General features: G+C 70.5%; 21 protein-coding genes. 11 read left to right on the top strand and 10 right to left on the bottom strand.

Annotated elements, in window-relative coordinates; all coding sequences use genetic code 11:
• Positions 1-11: 11 nt before the first annotated feature.
• Entirely contained in the window at positions 12-449 is a 438-nt protein-coding gene (locus BLS25_RS03050; RefSeq protein WP_176786296.1) for a VanZ family protein, read from the top strand.
• A gap of 8 nt (positions 450-457) precedes the next feature.
• Here BLS25_RS03050 and BLS25_RS03055 read toward each other — a convergent pair whose 3' ends face one another.
• Both BLS25_RS03055 and BLS25_RS03060 read right to left on the bottom strand, forming a co-directional pair.
• The gene (locus tag BLS25_RS03055) at positions 458-1,534 is read right to left on the bottom strand and encodes a HAMP domain-containing sensor histidine kinase (protein ID WP_056227877.1); all 1,077 of its coding nucleotides are present in this window, start codon (positions 1,532-1,534) and stop codon (positions 458-460) included.
• Entirely contained in the window at positions 1,527-2,195 is a 669-nt protein-coding gene (locus BLS25_RS03060; protein ID WP_056227880.1) for a response regulator transcription factor, read from the bottom strand. Before BLS25_RS03060 ends, BLS25_RS03055 begins: the two co-directional genes overlap by 8 nt.
• Positions 2,196-2,273: 78 nt before the next feature.
• Here BLS25_RS03060 and BLS25_RS03065 point away from each other — a divergent pair, with 78 nt between their 5' ends.
• Both BLS25_RS03065 and BLS25_RS03070 read left to right on the top strand, forming a co-directional pair.
• Positions 2,274-2,777 (top strand): metallophosphoesterase family protein, encoded by a 504-nt coding sequence (locus tag BLS25_RS03065; RefSeq protein ID WP_074694346.1) that lies wholly within the window; start codon positions 2,274-2,276, stop codon positions 2,775-2,777.
• Between the two features lie 83 nt (positions 2,778-2,860).
• Positions 2,861-3,466: a M15 family metallopeptidase gene (locus tag BLS25_RS03070; protein ID WP_074694347.1), complete on the top strand. Its 606-nt coding sequence runs from the start codon at positions 2,861-2,863 to the stop codon at positions 3,464-3,466.
• Positions 3,467-3,514: 48 nt separating this feature from the next.
• On the opposite strand, the gene BLS25_RS03075 is transcribed toward BLS25_RS03070, so the two are convergent.
• The 3 genes from BLS25_RS03075 to BLS25_RS03085 form a co-directional block, all read right to left on the bottom strand.
• A complete protein-coding gene (locus BLS25_RS03075; RefSeq protein WP_143017793.1) occupies positions 3,515-4,684 on the bottom strand; it encodes a fatty acid desaturase family protein in 1,170 nt (389 codons plus the stop codon).
• Positions 4,685-4,835: 151 nt separating this feature from the next.
• Entirely contained in the window at positions 4,836-5,039 is a 204-nt protein-coding gene (locus BLS25_RS03080) for a cold-shock protein (protein WP_013583139.1), read from the bottom strand.
• Positions 5,040-5,055: 16 nt separating this feature from the next.
• Complete coding sequence (locus BLS25_RS03085) at positions 5,056-5,340, bottom strand: hypothetical protein (RefSeq protein ID WP_143017794.1); 285 nt, start codon at positions 5,338-5,340, stop codon at positions 5,056-5,058.
• A gap of 229 nt (positions 5,341-5,569) precedes the next feature.
• Between BLS25_RS03085 and BLS25_RS03090 the strand changes: the two genes are divergently transcribed.
• Both BLS25_RS03090 and BLS25_RS03095 read left to right on the top strand, forming a co-directional pair.
• On the top strand, positions 5,570-5,929 hold the full coding sequence (locus tag BLS25_RS03090; RefSeq protein WP_074694349.1) for a biopolymer transporter Tol: 360 nt from the start codon (positions 5,570-5,572) through the stop codon (positions 5,927-5,929).
• Positions 5,930-5,983: 54 nt separating this feature from the next.
• Positions 5,984-6,475, top strand: a complete 492-nt coding sequence (locus tag BLS25_RS03095) for a pyridoxamine 5'-phosphate oxidase family protein (protein ID WP_056227897.1) — start codon at positions 5,984-5,986, stop codon at positions 6,473-6,475.
• A gap of 38 nt (positions 6,476-6,513) precedes the next feature.
• On the opposite strand, the gene BLS25_RS17105 is transcribed toward BLS25_RS03095, so the two are convergent.
• Positions 6,514-6,645 (bottom strand): hypothetical protein, encoded by a 132-nt coding sequence (locus tag BLS25_RS17105; protein WP_256335516.1) that lies wholly within the window; start codon positions 6,643-6,645, stop codon positions 6,514-6,516.
• A gap of 112 nt (positions 6,646-6,757) precedes the next feature.
• Here BLS25_RS17105 and BLS25_RS03100 point away from each other — a divergent pair, with 112 nt between their 5' ends.
• Both BLS25_RS03100 and BLS25_RS16800 read left to right on the top strand, forming a co-directional pair.
• Entirely contained in the window at positions 6,758-6,913 is a 156-nt protein-coding gene (locus tag BLS25_RS03100) for a DUF2256 domain-containing protein (RefSeq protein ID WP_074694350.1), read from the top strand.
• Positions 6,910-8,352, top strand: coding sequence for a cryptochrome/photolyase family protein (locus BLS25_RS16800; RefSeq protein ID WP_074694351.1), 1,443 nt, complete (start codon positions 6,910-6,912; stop codon positions 8,350-8,352). Before BLS25_RS03100 ends, BLS25_RS16800 begins: the two co-directional genes overlap by 4 nt.
• 82 nt (positions 8,353-8,434) lie before the next feature.
• On the opposite strand, the gene BLS25_RS03110 is transcribed toward BLS25_RS16800, so the two are convergent.
• Positions 8,435-8,650, bottom strand: a complete 216-nt coding sequence (locus tag BLS25_RS03110; RefSeq protein WP_056227904.1) for a hypervirulence associated TUDOR domain-containing protein — start codon at positions 8,648-8,650, stop codon at positions 8,435-8,437.
• A 184-nt stretch (positions 8,651-8,834) separates the two neighbouring features.
• Between BLS25_RS03110 and BLS25_RS03115 the strand changes: the two genes are divergently transcribed.
• Entirely contained in the window at positions 8,835-9,089 is a 255-nt protein-coding gene (locus BLS25_RS03115) for a hypothetical protein (RefSeq protein ID WP_143017795.1), read from the top strand.
• A 10-nt stretch (positions 9,090-9,099) separates the two neighbouring features.
• On the opposite strand, the gene BLS25_RS03120 is transcribed toward BLS25_RS03115, so the two are convergent.
• Genes BLS25_RS03120 through BLS25_RS03130 form a run of 3 tightly spaced genes read right to left on the bottom strand, consistent with a single transcriptional unit; the run spans position 9,100 to position 11,280 of the window.
• Positions 9,100-9,675: a DUF2238 domain-containing protein gene (locus tag BLS25_RS03120; RefSeq protein ID WP_074694424.1), complete on the bottom strand. Its 576-nt coding sequence runs from the start codon at positions 9,673-9,675 to the stop codon at positions 9,100-9,102.
• A 25-nt stretch (positions 9,676-9,700) separates the two neighbouring features.
• The gene (locus tag BLS25_RS03125; protein ID WP_056227911.1) at positions 9,701-10,534 is read right to left on the bottom strand and encodes an endonuclease/exonuclease/phosphatase family protein; all 834 of its coding nucleotides are present in this window, start codon (positions 10,532-10,534) and stop codon (positions 9,701-9,703) included.
• Positions 10,531-11,280, bottom strand: coding sequence for a glycosyltransferase family 2 protein (locus tag BLS25_RS03130; protein WP_056227914.1), 750 nt, complete (start codon positions 11,278-11,280; stop codon positions 10,531-10,533). Before BLS25_RS03130 ends, BLS25_RS03125 begins: the two co-directional genes overlap by 4 nt.
• A gap of 113 nt (positions 11,281-11,393) precedes the next feature.
• On the opposite strand from BLS25_RS03130, the gene BLS25_RS03135 reads away from it, so the two are divergent.
• Genes BLS25_RS03135 through BLS25_RS03145 form a run of 3 tightly spaced genes read left to right on the top strand, consistent with a single transcriptional unit; the run spans position 11,394 to position 13,583 of the window.
• Positions 11,394-12,131 (top strand): sulfurtransferase, encoded by a 738-nt coding sequence (locus BLS25_RS03135; RefSeq protein ID WP_074694354.1) that lies wholly within the window; start codon positions 11,394-11,396, stop codon positions 12,129-12,131.
• Positions 12,124-13,086, top strand: coding sequence for a dipeptidase (locus tag BLS25_RS03140; RefSeq protein ID WP_143017796.1), 963 nt, complete (start codon positions 12,124-12,126; stop codon positions 13,084-13,086). The genes BLS25_RS03135 and BLS25_RS03140 overlap by 8 nt, the downstream gene beginning before the upstream one ends.
• The gene (locus BLS25_RS03145) at positions 13,083-13,583 is read left to right on the top strand and encodes a GNAT family N-acetyltransferase (protein ID WP_056227923.1); all 501 of its coding nucleotides are present in this window, start codon (positions 13,083-13,085) and stop codon (positions 13,581-13,583) included. The genes BLS25_RS03140 and BLS25_RS03145 overlap by 4 nt, the downstream gene beginning before the upstream one ends.
• The last annotated feature ends 7 nt before the right edge of the window (positions 13,584-13,590 follow it).

Raw genomic sequence — 13,590 nt, forward strand, 5'->3', positions numbered from 1 at the left:
CGGAGGTTGCCGTGTCCGCTCGCCCCGTCCTCACCTCCGCGCGTCTCGTCACCGCGGGCGCGGTGCTCGCCGCCGTCGTCGCCTTGACGCTCGCGCCGCGGGCGATCGCGTGGCCGGCCCGCACCCTCGTCCTCGACGCGCTCGACCACCTTCCCCCGTCGTGGAGCGCCCTCGTCTTCGGCGCGGGCGCCGACGTCGCTCTCAACGTCGCCTTCTTCGTGCCCCTCGGCGCCGCGGTCGCCCTGCTCCTCCCGCTGCGGTGGGCGCCGGCATCCGTCGCGTTGTGCGCCCTCGTGTCGTTCGCGGTCGAGGTGCTCCAGGCCGGGATCCCCGGTCGGGTTCCGGATGCCGATGACGTGCTGTCCAACACGATCGGCGCCGCGATCGGAACGGTCGTCGTCATCGCGATGCGCGTGGCCGCCCGCGGAGGGCGCGCGGCCCGGCGCTGAGCCGCGCGTCAGCGGGGCAGGCGGAGGCGCGCGTGCAGACCGCCGCCCTCTCGGGGCCACAGTTCGAGCCGGCCGCGGTGCGCGCGGGCGATCGACGCGACGATGGCGAGCCCCAGACCGGTGCCGTCCGCGCGCCCGCGCGTACGTCCGACACCGCGGACGAAAGGCTCGGGGAGCGTCGAGACGAGCTCGCGCGACAGGTCGTCTCCGCTGTTGACGACGTCGATGATCACCTCGTCGACCTCGCCGCTCACGGCGAGGCGCACCCAGCCGCCCTCGATGTTGTGGACGAGGGCGTTGCGGACGAGGTTCGCCACCGCCTGACGGACGAGGGTCTCGTCGAGGCGCGCCACCCCACCCGAGGCGTCCATCAGATCCAGATCGAGTCCCGCGGCGTCGCCCCGCGCCTCGGACACCACGGTGGCGACGAGCTCGTCCACCGCGGTGGGTTCGGGTGACAGCGCTCCCTCGCGCGTCGAGCGGGCGAGGGCCAGCAGGGACTCGGTGAGACGGATCGCGCGCTCGTTCGTGAGGTCGAGACGGTGCAGCAGCCGCTCGAGGTCGACGCCCCCGGGGTCGGCCCGGGCCACCTCGAGGAGGGTGCGCATCGTCGCGTGCGGGGTGCGCAACTCGTGGGAGGCGTTCGCGGCGAAGCGCTTCTGCGCCTCCAGGGTCTCCTCGATCCGCGCGAGCATCGCGTCGAAGGTGTCGGCGAGGTCGGTGAGCTCGTCGCGGGGTCCCGGCAGATCGACGCGGTGCGCCAGATCGCCGTCGCGCACCGCGCGGGCGGCATCCGTGATCCGGTGAAGGGGGCGCAGCATGAGTCCCGACACGACCCAGCCGCCGCCGAGGCCCACGATCGCCAACGCGAGGACGGCGTACCACGCGTACCGGACGAACACGTCGACGAGGTCGCCGCGCCCGGGCGTGAACGACCCGCTCTCGGAGTACAGGTTGCCCTCGGGGAGGAACCGCAGCACGAGGAACCCCACGACGAACACCGCGATCCCCACGATCACGACGAACGCCGCGTAGCTCAGGGTGAGCTTGAGGCGGACCGAGAGTCCCGGGGCGCGCTCACGCATCGGCCGGACCCATGCGGTAGCCCACTCCCGCGACGGTCTGAATGAGCCACGGCTCGCCGAGACGCTTGCGCAGCGTCGAGATCGTGATGCGCACCGCGTTCGTGAACGGGTCGGCGTTCTCGTCCCACGCCCGCTCGAGCAGGTCTTCGGCGCTGACCACCCCGCCGGCCGCGCCCATGAGCACCTGCAGCACCGCGAACTGTTTGCGGGTCAGCGACACGTACCGTCCGTCACGGAACACCTCGCGGCGGAAAGGATCGAGGCGGATGCCGTGCTGCTCGAGCACCGGCGGGGTCGCGGCCGCGGGGCGGCGGGCGAGGGCGTGCAGGCGCATCACGAGCTCGCGCAGCACGAAGGGCTTGGTCAGGTAGTCGTCGGCGCCGCTCTCGAAACCGGCGGCCTTGTCGTCGAGACCGTCGGCGGCGGTCAGCATGAGCACGCGCGGGGCGGCGGGCTGCGCACTGAGGTGGCGGGCGATCTCGTCGCCGTCCGGGCCCGGAATGTCGCGGTCGAGCACGACCACGTCGTACGCGGTGTAACCGAGCACCTCGAGAGCGGTGTCGCCGTCGCCGGCGATGTCGGCCGCGATCGCCTCGAGCCGCAGCCCGTCGCGGATGGCCTCGGCGAGGAAGGGTTCGTCCTCGACGATCAACACGCGCATTCCGTCATCGTAGGCGGGGCCGGATATCGCGGACGTATGCGCGGTGCCCACCGTCGCCGGCGTCGGTAGCGTGGGGGCATGGCGACCCGACTTCTCCTCGTGGCCGACACGCACGTGCCGAAGCGGGCGCGCGTCCTTACCGCGGCGATGCGCGCGGCGGCATCCGACGTCGATCTGATCGTCCACGCGGGCGACTGGGTGAGCGCGAGCGTGCTCGACGAAGTCGAGACCCTCGGCCCGGTGCTGGGCGTCTGGGGCAACAACGACGGCGACGACCTGCGCTCGCGCCTGCCCGAGGTCGCCCGCGCCGAGATCGACGGGGTGCGCGTCGCGGTCGTGCACGAGACGGGGCCCGCGACCGGACGCGAGAAGAGGATGGATGCCGCCTACTCCGACGTCGACCTGCTCGTGTTCGGGCACAGCCACATCCCGTGGGACACCGTGACCCCGAACGGCCTGCGCCTCCTCAACCCCGGCTCGCCCACCGACCGCCGCCGTCAGCCGGCGTGCACGCTGATGACCGCGACCCTCGACGACGGCGAGGTGCGCGACGTGCTGCTGCACGAGGTGTCACGCGACTGACGGCCGAGACGTCGCGGGGTGTATCGCCGGCGTATCGCGCGGGTGATACACCGTGACAACGCAGCCCCGAGTCGACTGGGGCCATGGCTTCTCCCGCATCCCGTATCGATTCTCCTTCCCGCCGTCGGCTCGCGGTCCTCGCGATCGGGGCCGTCCTGGCCGTCGTCCTCACCGTGGTCGCCGTTGTGCTCGCGATGACCACCGCGGCGTCGTTCACGGCGGGCATGACCGCGCACGCGCCGTTCTCTCCGACGGAGGCCGACGGGATGATCCCGGCGGAGGCGCCCCTCACCGTGAGCGACGATCGGCACCCGGCGATGACAGGACTCGACGGAGACTTGCGCGAGGCCCTTCGCTCCGCCCAGGCGGCTGCCGCGCCGGAGGGAGTCGTCTTCGACGTCACCAGCGGATGGCGCAGCGAGGAGTACCAGCGCTGGCTGCTCGGCGACGCCATTCGCACGTACGGCTCCGAGGCGCTCGCGCGGGAGTACGTCGCGTCGCCCGAAGACTCGAGCCACGTCACCGGTCGAGCGGTCGACATCGGCTCGCTCGACGCGCAGCTGTGGATCATCGAGCACGGGCGGGAATGGGGCCTGTGCCAGACCTACGCCAACGAGCGGTGGCACTTCGAGAAGGCGACGGATGCCGGAGGAGAGTGCCCGGAGCCGAAGCCCGATGCGCGGGGGTGAACGACGACGGCGCCGCCCCTTTCGGGTGCGGCGCCGTCGTGCGAGTGCCTACTCGACGTTCAGCTGACGGGTGGGAGAGGTCAGCGGGCAGTCGAAGGGGTCGCGGGCGGCGAGCCCGACCCGGTTGAGGTACGCGATGACGATGCCGTACGACTGGAAGAGGGTCGTCTCGACGTACGGGACGTTCAGCGTCTCGCAGTGCTCGCGGACGATCACGCGGGCCTTGCTGAGGTGCGGGCGCGGCATGTTCGGGAACAGGTGGTGCTCGATCTGGTAGTTCAGACCGCCCATGAGCCACGTGGCCCACCAGCCGCCCGAGACGTTGCGCGAGGTGCGCACCTGCTTGCTGAAGAAGTCGAGCTTCGCACCGGGCGCGATGATCGGCATTCCCTTGTGGTTGGGGGCGAAGGACGCTCCCATGTAGATCCCGAAGACCGCGACCGAGACGCCGAAGAACGCGAAAGCGAGACCGACCGGCAAGAAGATGAAGATCGGCGCGATGAAGAGCGCGTGGCGCAGCGCCAGCAGGGCGAGTTCGGCCCAGCGGCCCTTGACGGGCTCGCGCGAGAAGAGGTGGCGCAGGGCCAGCACGTAGAGGTTGATCCCCTCGAACGCCAGCAGCGGGAAGAACAGGTACCCCTGACGCTGGGTGATCCAGCGCTGGATGCCGCGGGCCTTGGCCGCGTCGACGTCGAGGAACGAGATCGTGTCGATCTCGATGTCGGGGTCCTTGTCGACGCGGTTGGGGTTGGCGTGGTGACGCGTGTGCTTCGACGCCCACCACGAGCGGCTCATGCCGACGATGCCGTTGCCGATGAGCAGGCCGAGGCGATCGTTGGCCGGGCCCGACGCGAAGATCTGGCGGTGCGCGGCCTCGTGGGCGAGGAAGGCGACCTGGGTGAACAGGATGCCGAGGACCGCGGCGATGATCAGCTGGAACCAGCTGTCGCCGAGGAGGATGAAGCCGGTGACGCACCCGGCGAAACCGAGCACGATCGCGGCGGCGACGACGGCGTAGAACACCGGCGTGCGGACGAGGAGTCCGCTCTCGCGGACGACCTGAGACAGCTCTGTGTAGGCCTTGGTGATCGGGGGGAATTCGGTCGTACCGGAGTACGTCTGACGGATGGGGCCGAGGCGGGACTCGACGACGGTGGAAGCGATTTTCTGCTCCTCGGATCGGGATGGACCGGGGCGGCTACCCGGGCTGTCGCCCACATTACGGGTCGCCGTATGGACGACCCGGCATACGACGCGATGTTCAGGAGCCTCTCGGGAAATGGAAATCCCTGCGTGCGGAATCGTCTCGGAAACGACGAAAGCCGGGTCGTCGCGAGGCGACGTACCCGGCTTCCGAGGTAAGCGGAGCTTAGAGGGGGCGGATGTTCGCCGCCTGCATGCCCTTGGGGCCCTGCTCAGCGTCGAATTCGACCTTCTGTGCTTCCGTGAGCTCCTTGAAGCCGTTGCCCTGGATCGCGCTGAAGTGCGCGAACAGGTCGGCGGAGCCGTCGTCGGGAGCAATGAAGCCGTAGCCCTTTTCGGAGTTGAACCATTTCACGGTGCCAGTGGCCATCGTGTTCTTCCTTTATTCATGTTGGGCCGCAGATGCGGCCGTGGGCGCCGCTCCGACGCGTGCGGAGCGGACGGGGACGCCGCGTCACCGTGGTGGTGGCGCGTACGCGATGCCCGTCGACGGCGGCCTGAGCCGCTCCGACGGACGTGTGGACACCGAGATTCTCGCCGAGGGGACCCTGGGCTTCGAAGCCCGAGGTTCCCGCGCCGACGAAACCGGCGTAGTCGGATCCGGCCGTCGCGACGTACACGTCGAGATCGGCCTGGCGCCACGATAGCGGCGAAGGGTGAAGCAGAGACACAAGAACTTTCTGCGAGTGCGAGGCGAGGACCGAAGCCGTCGAGCGAGGCACACGATGATGAGGGGTGGGGTTGCTGTCGGAAACGGCTCGGCGCCGTGCGCCCGGCATCTCAGCGATGAGGCGGGCGTCGATGAAGCAAGTCCCAGAACGAATAACTTCACGCTAGCACGGATGTCTGCGAGATACCCGGGTGATTTCGGCGGGCCCGAGGGTGCGGTGCACTGGGGGCATGGCATCCGACCCTCCCTCCGATCGGGGCGCGACCGACGACGAGCGCTGGCTCGTGATCGACGAGCGCCGGTGGCGCCGCACCGATCCGGCGTTGCCGGACGACCTCGCCGACCGATTGCGGTCGCACCTCGGGAGGGCCCGATCGGCCGTGCGGACGGCGAAACGCGCCGGGGAAGACGACGCCGTGTCCGACGCGCGTCGCCGAGTGGGACTCGCGAAACACGGACTGGGCGAGCGGGGGCCGCGCTGGTGGGACGACGAGGTCGCCGCGCGGGTGCACCGGGCCGAGGAGGCCCTCGCCGAGCTCGACGCCCTCGCCCCGCCGAGAGCAGACGATTCCCTCGACGTCAACACGTAGCGCGAGGCGTAGCCAGGGGATGGGCTGGGGGCTCACGAACCGAGGGGAGCCCCCATGTCATCCACCGCCACCGAGCTCGAGACGCTCAACGATCTGCTCAAGAAGTTCCGCTTCGCGATGGTCACCACCCGCGCCGAAGACGGAGCGCTGCACGCGCACCCGCTGACTGTGCAGGAGAAGGAGTCGGACGGCGACCTCTGGTTCATCGTCGGCACGCACGCATCCGCCGTCGAGCACGTGCGGCGCGACCCGAAGGTGGGCCTGTCGTTCAGCACCGACGGAACGTGGCTGTCGCTCGCGGGCGAGGCCGAGGTGGTCGACGACCTCGCGAAGCTCAAGGACCTGTGGTCGACGAGCGTCGAGGCGTGGTTCCCCGACGGCCCCGAGTCGCCCGGGGTGACCCTGCTGAAGGTCTCGACCCTCACCGGCGAGTACTGGGGGAGCGCCGGCGGGCGCCTCGCCACGGCCATCGCACTCGTCACCTCGAAGGTGACCGGCGACCGGCCCCGCGGCGGTGAGAAGCAGACCTTCGACCTGACCGACTGAGCGCGGCGCGGACCTCGCGGTCGCGCCGCGCCGCGAGGTCATCCGCCCGAGGGGTTGTCGACGGGCGTGTCGTCGTCGTCGGTGGTGTCGGGGATGACGGGCGCATCAGCGGTTTCGAGCTCGTCGGGCTCGTCGGCGGTGTCATTCGTGCGGTCGTGTGTCGTGTCCATGGCCCCACCCGACCACGCCCCGGTCGACCGCCGCGCGGGCCTTGCGCGAACCGGCGCAGCGTGCCAGCGCAAGCCCCCAGATGCCGAGTACGCGCTTTGCGACGATGACGGCATGTCACGACCCGAGGTCCGCTCCAAGCCCTGCGCCTACTGCGGTCGGCCCTTCACCGATCGCAAGCGCTGGAGCGGGCGCGACCAGTGGGACCAGGTGCTCTACTGCTCGCGCGGCTGCCGCGCCAACGCCGCGAAGCAGAGGCGCCACGCGTGAGGGCCGCACTGATCCTCGCGACGCAGCAGTTCGCCGAGCACCCCGCGTACTCCGACGACGGCATCGAGGAGTTCTTCTTCATCGAGTCGGCGCCCCGCTTCGCCAAGCTCCCGTATCACCGCCACAAGATCGTGCTGCTCGTCTCGGCGATGCGGCACACCGCCGCGCGGCTCGAGGCCGAGGGCAAGACCGTCCGCCGGATCACCCTCGACGACGACCTCACCTTCAAGGCCGGCCTCGAGAAGCTGCTGAAGGCCCATCGGGTCACCGAGTTGACGTGGATGAGCGACCCCAACCGCCCCGTCGACGAGCGCATCTCGCGCATCTGCCAGGCGCACGACGTCGAGACCGACGTGCTCTCAGACCAGCTGTTCCTCACCCCCGAGGACGACGTCGACGCCTGGTTCGCCGAGCACCCGACGCCGCTCATGGAGGACTTCTACCACTGGCAGCGGCGCCGCACCGGCATCCTGATGGACGGCGGGAAGCCGGCGGGGCGGCGCTGGAACTTCGACGCCGACAATCGCAAGGCGCTGCCGAAGAAGGGCGTCGACATCCCGCCGCTGCCGCAGCTCGCGCACGACGAGATCACCCGCGCGGTGATCGCCGAGGTCGACGAGCGCTACCCCGAGCATCCCGGCAAAGCGGCCGACTTCTGGCTGCCCGTCACGCCGGAGGACTCCCGCGACTGGCTCGACGTCTTCATCGCGGAACGCCTCAACGACTTCGGCCGCTACGAAGACGCGATGAAGGCCGACGAACCGTTCCTCTTCCACGCGATCATCTCGCCGATGCTGAACATCGGGCTGCTCACCGTCGAAGAAGTGGTCGCCGCCGCCACGCGGACCGACGCGCCCCTGGCATCCGTCGAGGGGTTCATCCGCCAGGTGATCGGGTGGCGCGAATACATGCGCGGCATGTACCGGGCGCACCCGAAGCTGGAGCACGTCAACGCGCTGCACCTCGAGAAGAGGATCGAGAAGTACTGGTACTCCGGGCAACGGATGCCGAGTGACCTGCCGATCCCCGTGCGCACGGTGCTGGAACGCGTGCACGAGTGGGGCTACGCGCACCACATCGAACGCCTCATGGTGCTGGGCAACTGGTTCCTGCTGCAGGGGTACGCGCCGCGGCAGGTCAACGACTGGTTCCTCGCGCTGTTCGTCGACGCCTACGACTGGGTCATGGTGCCCAACGTCATGGGAATGAGCCAGTTCGCCGACGGCGGCTTCGTCGCGACCAAGCCGTACGTCTCGGGCGGCGCCTACCTGCAGAGGATGGGGTCGTGGTGGCCCTCGGCGCAGGAGGCCAAGGACTCGGTCTTCACCGACGCGTACTGGGAATTCCTCGAGCGACACGAGGACGTGCTGTCCGGAAACCACCGGCTGGGCCTCGCGCTGGCGCAGATGCGCAAGCGACGCGACGCGAAGGGGGAATGAGCGGGTTGCCGTCCCGTCGACAGGCTCGGGGACCTCGGTCAGGAGGCCCCGCGACCGCGGTCGAGGGGCCCTGCGACCCCGGTCAGCTCTTGAGCTTGTTCAGCGCCGAGCCCTTGTGGGCCGCAGTCGAGCCGGACTTCTCCGACGTGACGATGTAGGCCGGGTCGTCGTCGGATGCCGTGAACTTCTGACCGTCGTGCTGGAAGTCCTTCGTCTTCTTCTCCACGACCTCACCCTGCGTGCGGCCCTGCGGGGTGTCCCAGCTGACGCGGTCGCCCTTCGACAGATCCTTCGACATGACGCTTCCTTCCGTTGATGTGGGTTCATGGTGTCGAGCGGCCCGAGCGCGCATCGGGGGATTGACAGGCGGCGGACGGGACGTCGCCGGTCCGCGTGTCGCGCGTGACGGAGATGCGGCGGGGGTGCGCGGAAACGGCATCCGGATGCCGAGGATCGGTGCGACCGTCTGAGATGCTGCCGTCATGCGAGGACCTGTGTGGGGAATGGCGACGGCCGGCATCGGCGTGCTGATGATCGGGCTGCTCGTGGCGTGGGGCACGGCCTACGGCACGTGGCTCGACGAGATCGGCCCGTTCATCGACGACGCCGGCGCGGGCCCTGACGCCCCGACGATCGTCCTCCCGGGTCTCGTGGGGCTGCTCGCTCTCGCGCTCGTCATCGGCGGAGTCGTCATCGCGGTCACGACGGGGCCGGAGCGCGAGCCGCGCCGGCGCTGAGGTCCGACGCCTATAGTGCCGCGCGATCCTCGCGGGTCAGGCGGAACCGGGATGCCACGACGCCCAGCAGCAGCGCGCCCGCGCCTCCCGCGATCATGTCGCCGATCGTGTCGTCGTATGTCACGAAGATCGCGTCGGTGATGAAGCGGTAGCCGAACCACTCGATCATCTCCCACACGGCGCTCAGCGCGAGGCCCGCCATGGTGGCGACGACGATGGGCGTCCGGCGTCGGCCGGTCGGCTCGATCACGCGCGCGTCGTCGAGAAGCACCAGGGCGACCGCGGCGAGCACGCCCGTGCACACGGCGTGGACGATCAGGTCCCACCCGGTCCACGCGCGGTACAGGTCGATGACGTTGCTGCCGGCCGCGACAAACACGGTGACGCACGTGACGAGGTCGAGGCCCGAGCGCAGGCCGATCATGCGCGAGAGCATCACCGCCGGCAGCGACATCGACAGCACGGCGAAGTCGGTGAACGGCAGGGTGAACAGCGAGACGATGACGACGACGATCGCCACGGCCCGCACGACGTCGGTCAGCCAGTCGGTGACGGTGCGCGGCGGCCGCTTGAGGTTGGCGTACATCGCCCGGATCATCGGCATCCGCCCGTCATGGCGTCGCCGCCGGATGGATGCGCACGACCGCCTGCACCGGCAAGTGGTCGCTCGGCCACTGCGTGCCGGTCGGACGCGGGTCGATGCCGACCGCGCGCACGCCCACGTCGGGGGTCGCGAGCAGGGCGTCGATGCGACGCGCACCGACCTTGGGCGCCGCATAGTTGTTGAAGGTGCCCCACTCGGCGGTCCGGCGGGCGGGGGCGTACGACCACGTGTCGACGAGCAGGCCGTCGGCGAACATGTCCGACAGTTCGCCGGAGCGCACGTGGGCGTTCACGTCGGCGGTGAACAGCAGCGGGCGTTCGCGGCGCGCCACGAGGTCGTGCAGCCACGCGGCCGAGCGGCGGCGAGCCCGGCGCGAGAACGCGTCGAAATGGGTGTTCACGAAGGTGAACCGGGCGTCGGTCGCGAGGTCGCGCACCTGTGCGATGACCGCTATCCGCGGAATGGTGTTGCCCCATCCGGTCGACCCGGGGACGCGGGGGGTGTCGGACAGGGCGACCTGCTCCCAGTCCTCGACCTCGATGCGATCGCGGTCGTAGAAGAGCGGAGTGCCCTCCCCGTCGCGGCGGGGACCGCGGCCGAGTCCGATGCGGCCGTAGTCGGAGCCCAGCGACGCCTGCACCCACTGGGCCTGATCGGGCATCGCCTCCTGCGTGCCCAGCAGGTGGGGGCGGTTCGCGCTGAGGAACGTCCGCAGTCGCTCCTTGCGCAGGGGCCACCGGTCGGCGGGAGGCCACGTGATCCGGTCGAAGCGTCGACGGATGTTGAAGCTCATCACGTGCAGATCGGGGGCCTCGACGTCGGGGAAGAGGATGCCGCTCATGATCGACCCCGCAGCCCCAGGCGCACCCATCGCGCCGGCGGGATCTCGGCGGGCCAGTGCGCGAAGACGGTCCCCGCACCCCGACGGAAGCATCGCGCGAAGCGGCGCGGCTCGACGGTCCTCGACGACACACGCATGTGCGCGCCGGACACGCGCGCGATGCGATGGCGGCGGCCCAGGTGGTACGCGAGGTCGAGGTCGTCGTGCAGCTCGGGGTCGAGGTGCACCTCGCCGCGCACGTCCTCCCAGGCGCGGCGGCGGAACGCCATGTTCGATCCCCAGAGCGGCGTGTGTCCGAGAGCGGGGGTCGCGAAGGTGGCATAGGTGCCGAGGAAGAGCCGCGCCATCGACACGCGTCGCCGCGCGGGTCCGTCGTGGAACACGGCTCCGCCGGTCACGGCATCCACGGTCGGATCCGCCAGCGCGTCGACCATGCTCTGCACCCACGTCGGATCGGGGAGGCTGTCGGCGTCGAGGCGGAGGATCAGCTCTCCCCGCGCCGCGTCGTACCCGGTGGCGGCGGCCGCCGGGATGCCGCGCTCCCCGCAGAACACCACACGTACTCCGGCCGCTCGGGCGATCTCGGCGCTGTCGTCGGTCGAGGCGTTGTCGACCACGACGATCTCGGTCGGGGCGAGGGTCTGCGCGGACAGCGCGCGCAGGCACCGCCACAGATGGGCGCCGTCGTCACGGCAGGGGATGACGACGGAGACGGTGACGGCCGGCGAGACGGGGCCTTGGGGCACGGGGGTCCTCCCGGAGACGAGTCCTCCCACGCTAGGCGATCAGCGGCGGGCGTTTCCCGGCTTGACGCCTGCGTCGTCGGCTGACAGCGCTCGCCTTTCGTATCGTGGATGCCATGGCATCCGTCCTCAACGTCTCGGCGTACCTGTTCACGCGCATCGACGACCCCGCGTCCCTGCGAGCGGTTCTGCGCGCGCGGGCAGCGGAGGCGGGACTGCGGGGGACGATCCTGCTGGCAGAGGAGGGCGTCAACCTGTTCCTCGCGGGCGGAGCCGACGAGGTGCGCGGCTTCGTCGACGACCTGCGCGCCGATGCGCGTTTCGCCGCCCTGCAGACCAAAGAGAGCTGGTCGGATGCCGTGCCCTTCGGCAAGCTGCTCGTGAAGGTGAAGCGCGAGATCATCCGCATGGACCGCCCCGAGGTGCGTCCGCAGGACGGTCGCGCGCCCGCCGTGACCCCCGACACCCTGCGCCGTTGGCTCGACACCGGCGTCGACGACGCGGGGCGGGAGATCGTGCTCGTCGACACGCGCAACGCCTTCGAGGTCGACTACGGCACCTTCGCCGGGGCGATGGACTGGCGCATCGAGAGGTTCACGCAGTTCCCGGATGCCGCGGCATCCCACCGCGAAGAACTCGAGGGCAAGACCGTGGTGAGCTTCTGCACGGGCGGGATCCGCTGCGAGAAGGCGGCCCTGTACCTGCGCGCCGAGGGACTCGAGGCGTACCAGCTCGAGGGCGGGATCCTCGGGTGGTTCGCCGCGCAGGGCGCCGCGCACTGGGACGGCGACCTCTTCGTCTTCGACGAGCGCGAAGCGCTCGACGCGGGACTCGCCGCTCGGGCCGGTGCCTGACGTGCTCTGGGACCAGCACGCCTGCGTCGAACTCGTCGAGACCGCCGACCTCACCGACCTGCGGCGCTACCGCGGAGCCGGCGGGGGCTACGTGTCGATCAACGTCGGCTACGCCCCGCACGCGCCCGAGCTCACGGCATCCCTTCTCCGCTCCTTCCGCGCGCAGGTCGACGCCATCGACGGGCTCGAGTTCGCCGCCACGGTCGCCGACATCGACCGCATCGCCGCGCGGGGCGACACGGCCGTCGCCTTCGATCTCGAGGACTGCGCCCCTCTCGGTGGGGACCTGGATGCCGTGTCCTCCCTCGTCGCACGGGGAGTACGCACCCTCGGCCCGACCTACAACCACGCCAACCGCGCGGGCGGCGGGTGCCTCGACGCGATCGACGACGGCCTCACCGCCTGGGGCCGCGACCTCGTCGCCGAGATGAACGCGCGCGGGATGGTTCCCGACGGCTCGCACGTGGGCGCCCGCACCACCTTCGACATGTGCGCCGCGTCGACCCGCCCGGTGGTGTTCAGCCACTCGAACCTGCGCTCCGTGTGGGAGCACCCGCGCAACATCACCGACGACCAGGCGCGAGCGGCAGCGGACACCGGGGGAGTCGTCGGCATCACGGGGGTGGGGATCTTCCTCGGGCCCAACACCCCGACGCTCGAGGCCATGGTGCGCCACCTCGAGCGCGCCGTCGAGGTCGTCGGCATCCGTCACGTCGGGGTCAGCACCGATTTCTCGTTCGACTGGGAGACCTTCCGCGACGAGATTGCGCGGATGCCGGAGCTGTACGACGCGAGCTACACCCGCTGGGGTCCGATGGAGTGGATGCCGCCCGAGACCTTCGTCCTCCTCGGCTCGGCGCTCGCCGCGCGAGGATGGAACGACACCGACGTCGCCGCGGTGCTCGGCGGGAACTTCCGCCGCGTCGCGGCCGAGAGCTGGGAGCCCCTGTCATGACCGAACTCCGCGACGGCGCCGTCCTGCGCCCCGCCCGCCCCGGCGACGAAGAGGGCATCCTCGCGTGCATCCAGGCGCTCGCCGATTACGAGCGAGAGCCGGATGCCGTGGACAACACCGCCGCGATGCTCACCGACACGCTGTTCGGCGATGACCCCCGCGCGTTCGCCTTCGTCGTGGAGGGGCCCGATCGCGGCATCCGGGCGATCGCGATCTGGTTCCTCACCTATTCGACCTGGACCGGACGCCACGGCATCTGGCTCGAAGACCTGTACGTGCACGAGCAGTACCGCTCGAACGGCTACGGCGCGGCCCTGCTCGCCGCGCTCGCCGCCGAGTGCCTCGACAAGGGCTATTCGCGCCTCGAGTGGACGGTGCTCGAGTGGAACGAGCCCGCGATCGGCTTCTACCGCGCGCTCGGCGCCGAGGCGATGGACGAATGGACGACCCGCCGCGTCACGGGCGACGCGCTGACGGCGCTCGCGGCGCGGGGGTAGCGCTCTG

The sequence above is a fragment of the Microbacterium testaceum StLB037 genome (assembly GCF_900104345.1).
GTDB lineage: Bacteria > Actinomycetota > Actinomycetes > Actinomycetales > Microbacteriaceae > Microbacterium > Microbacterium testaceum_A.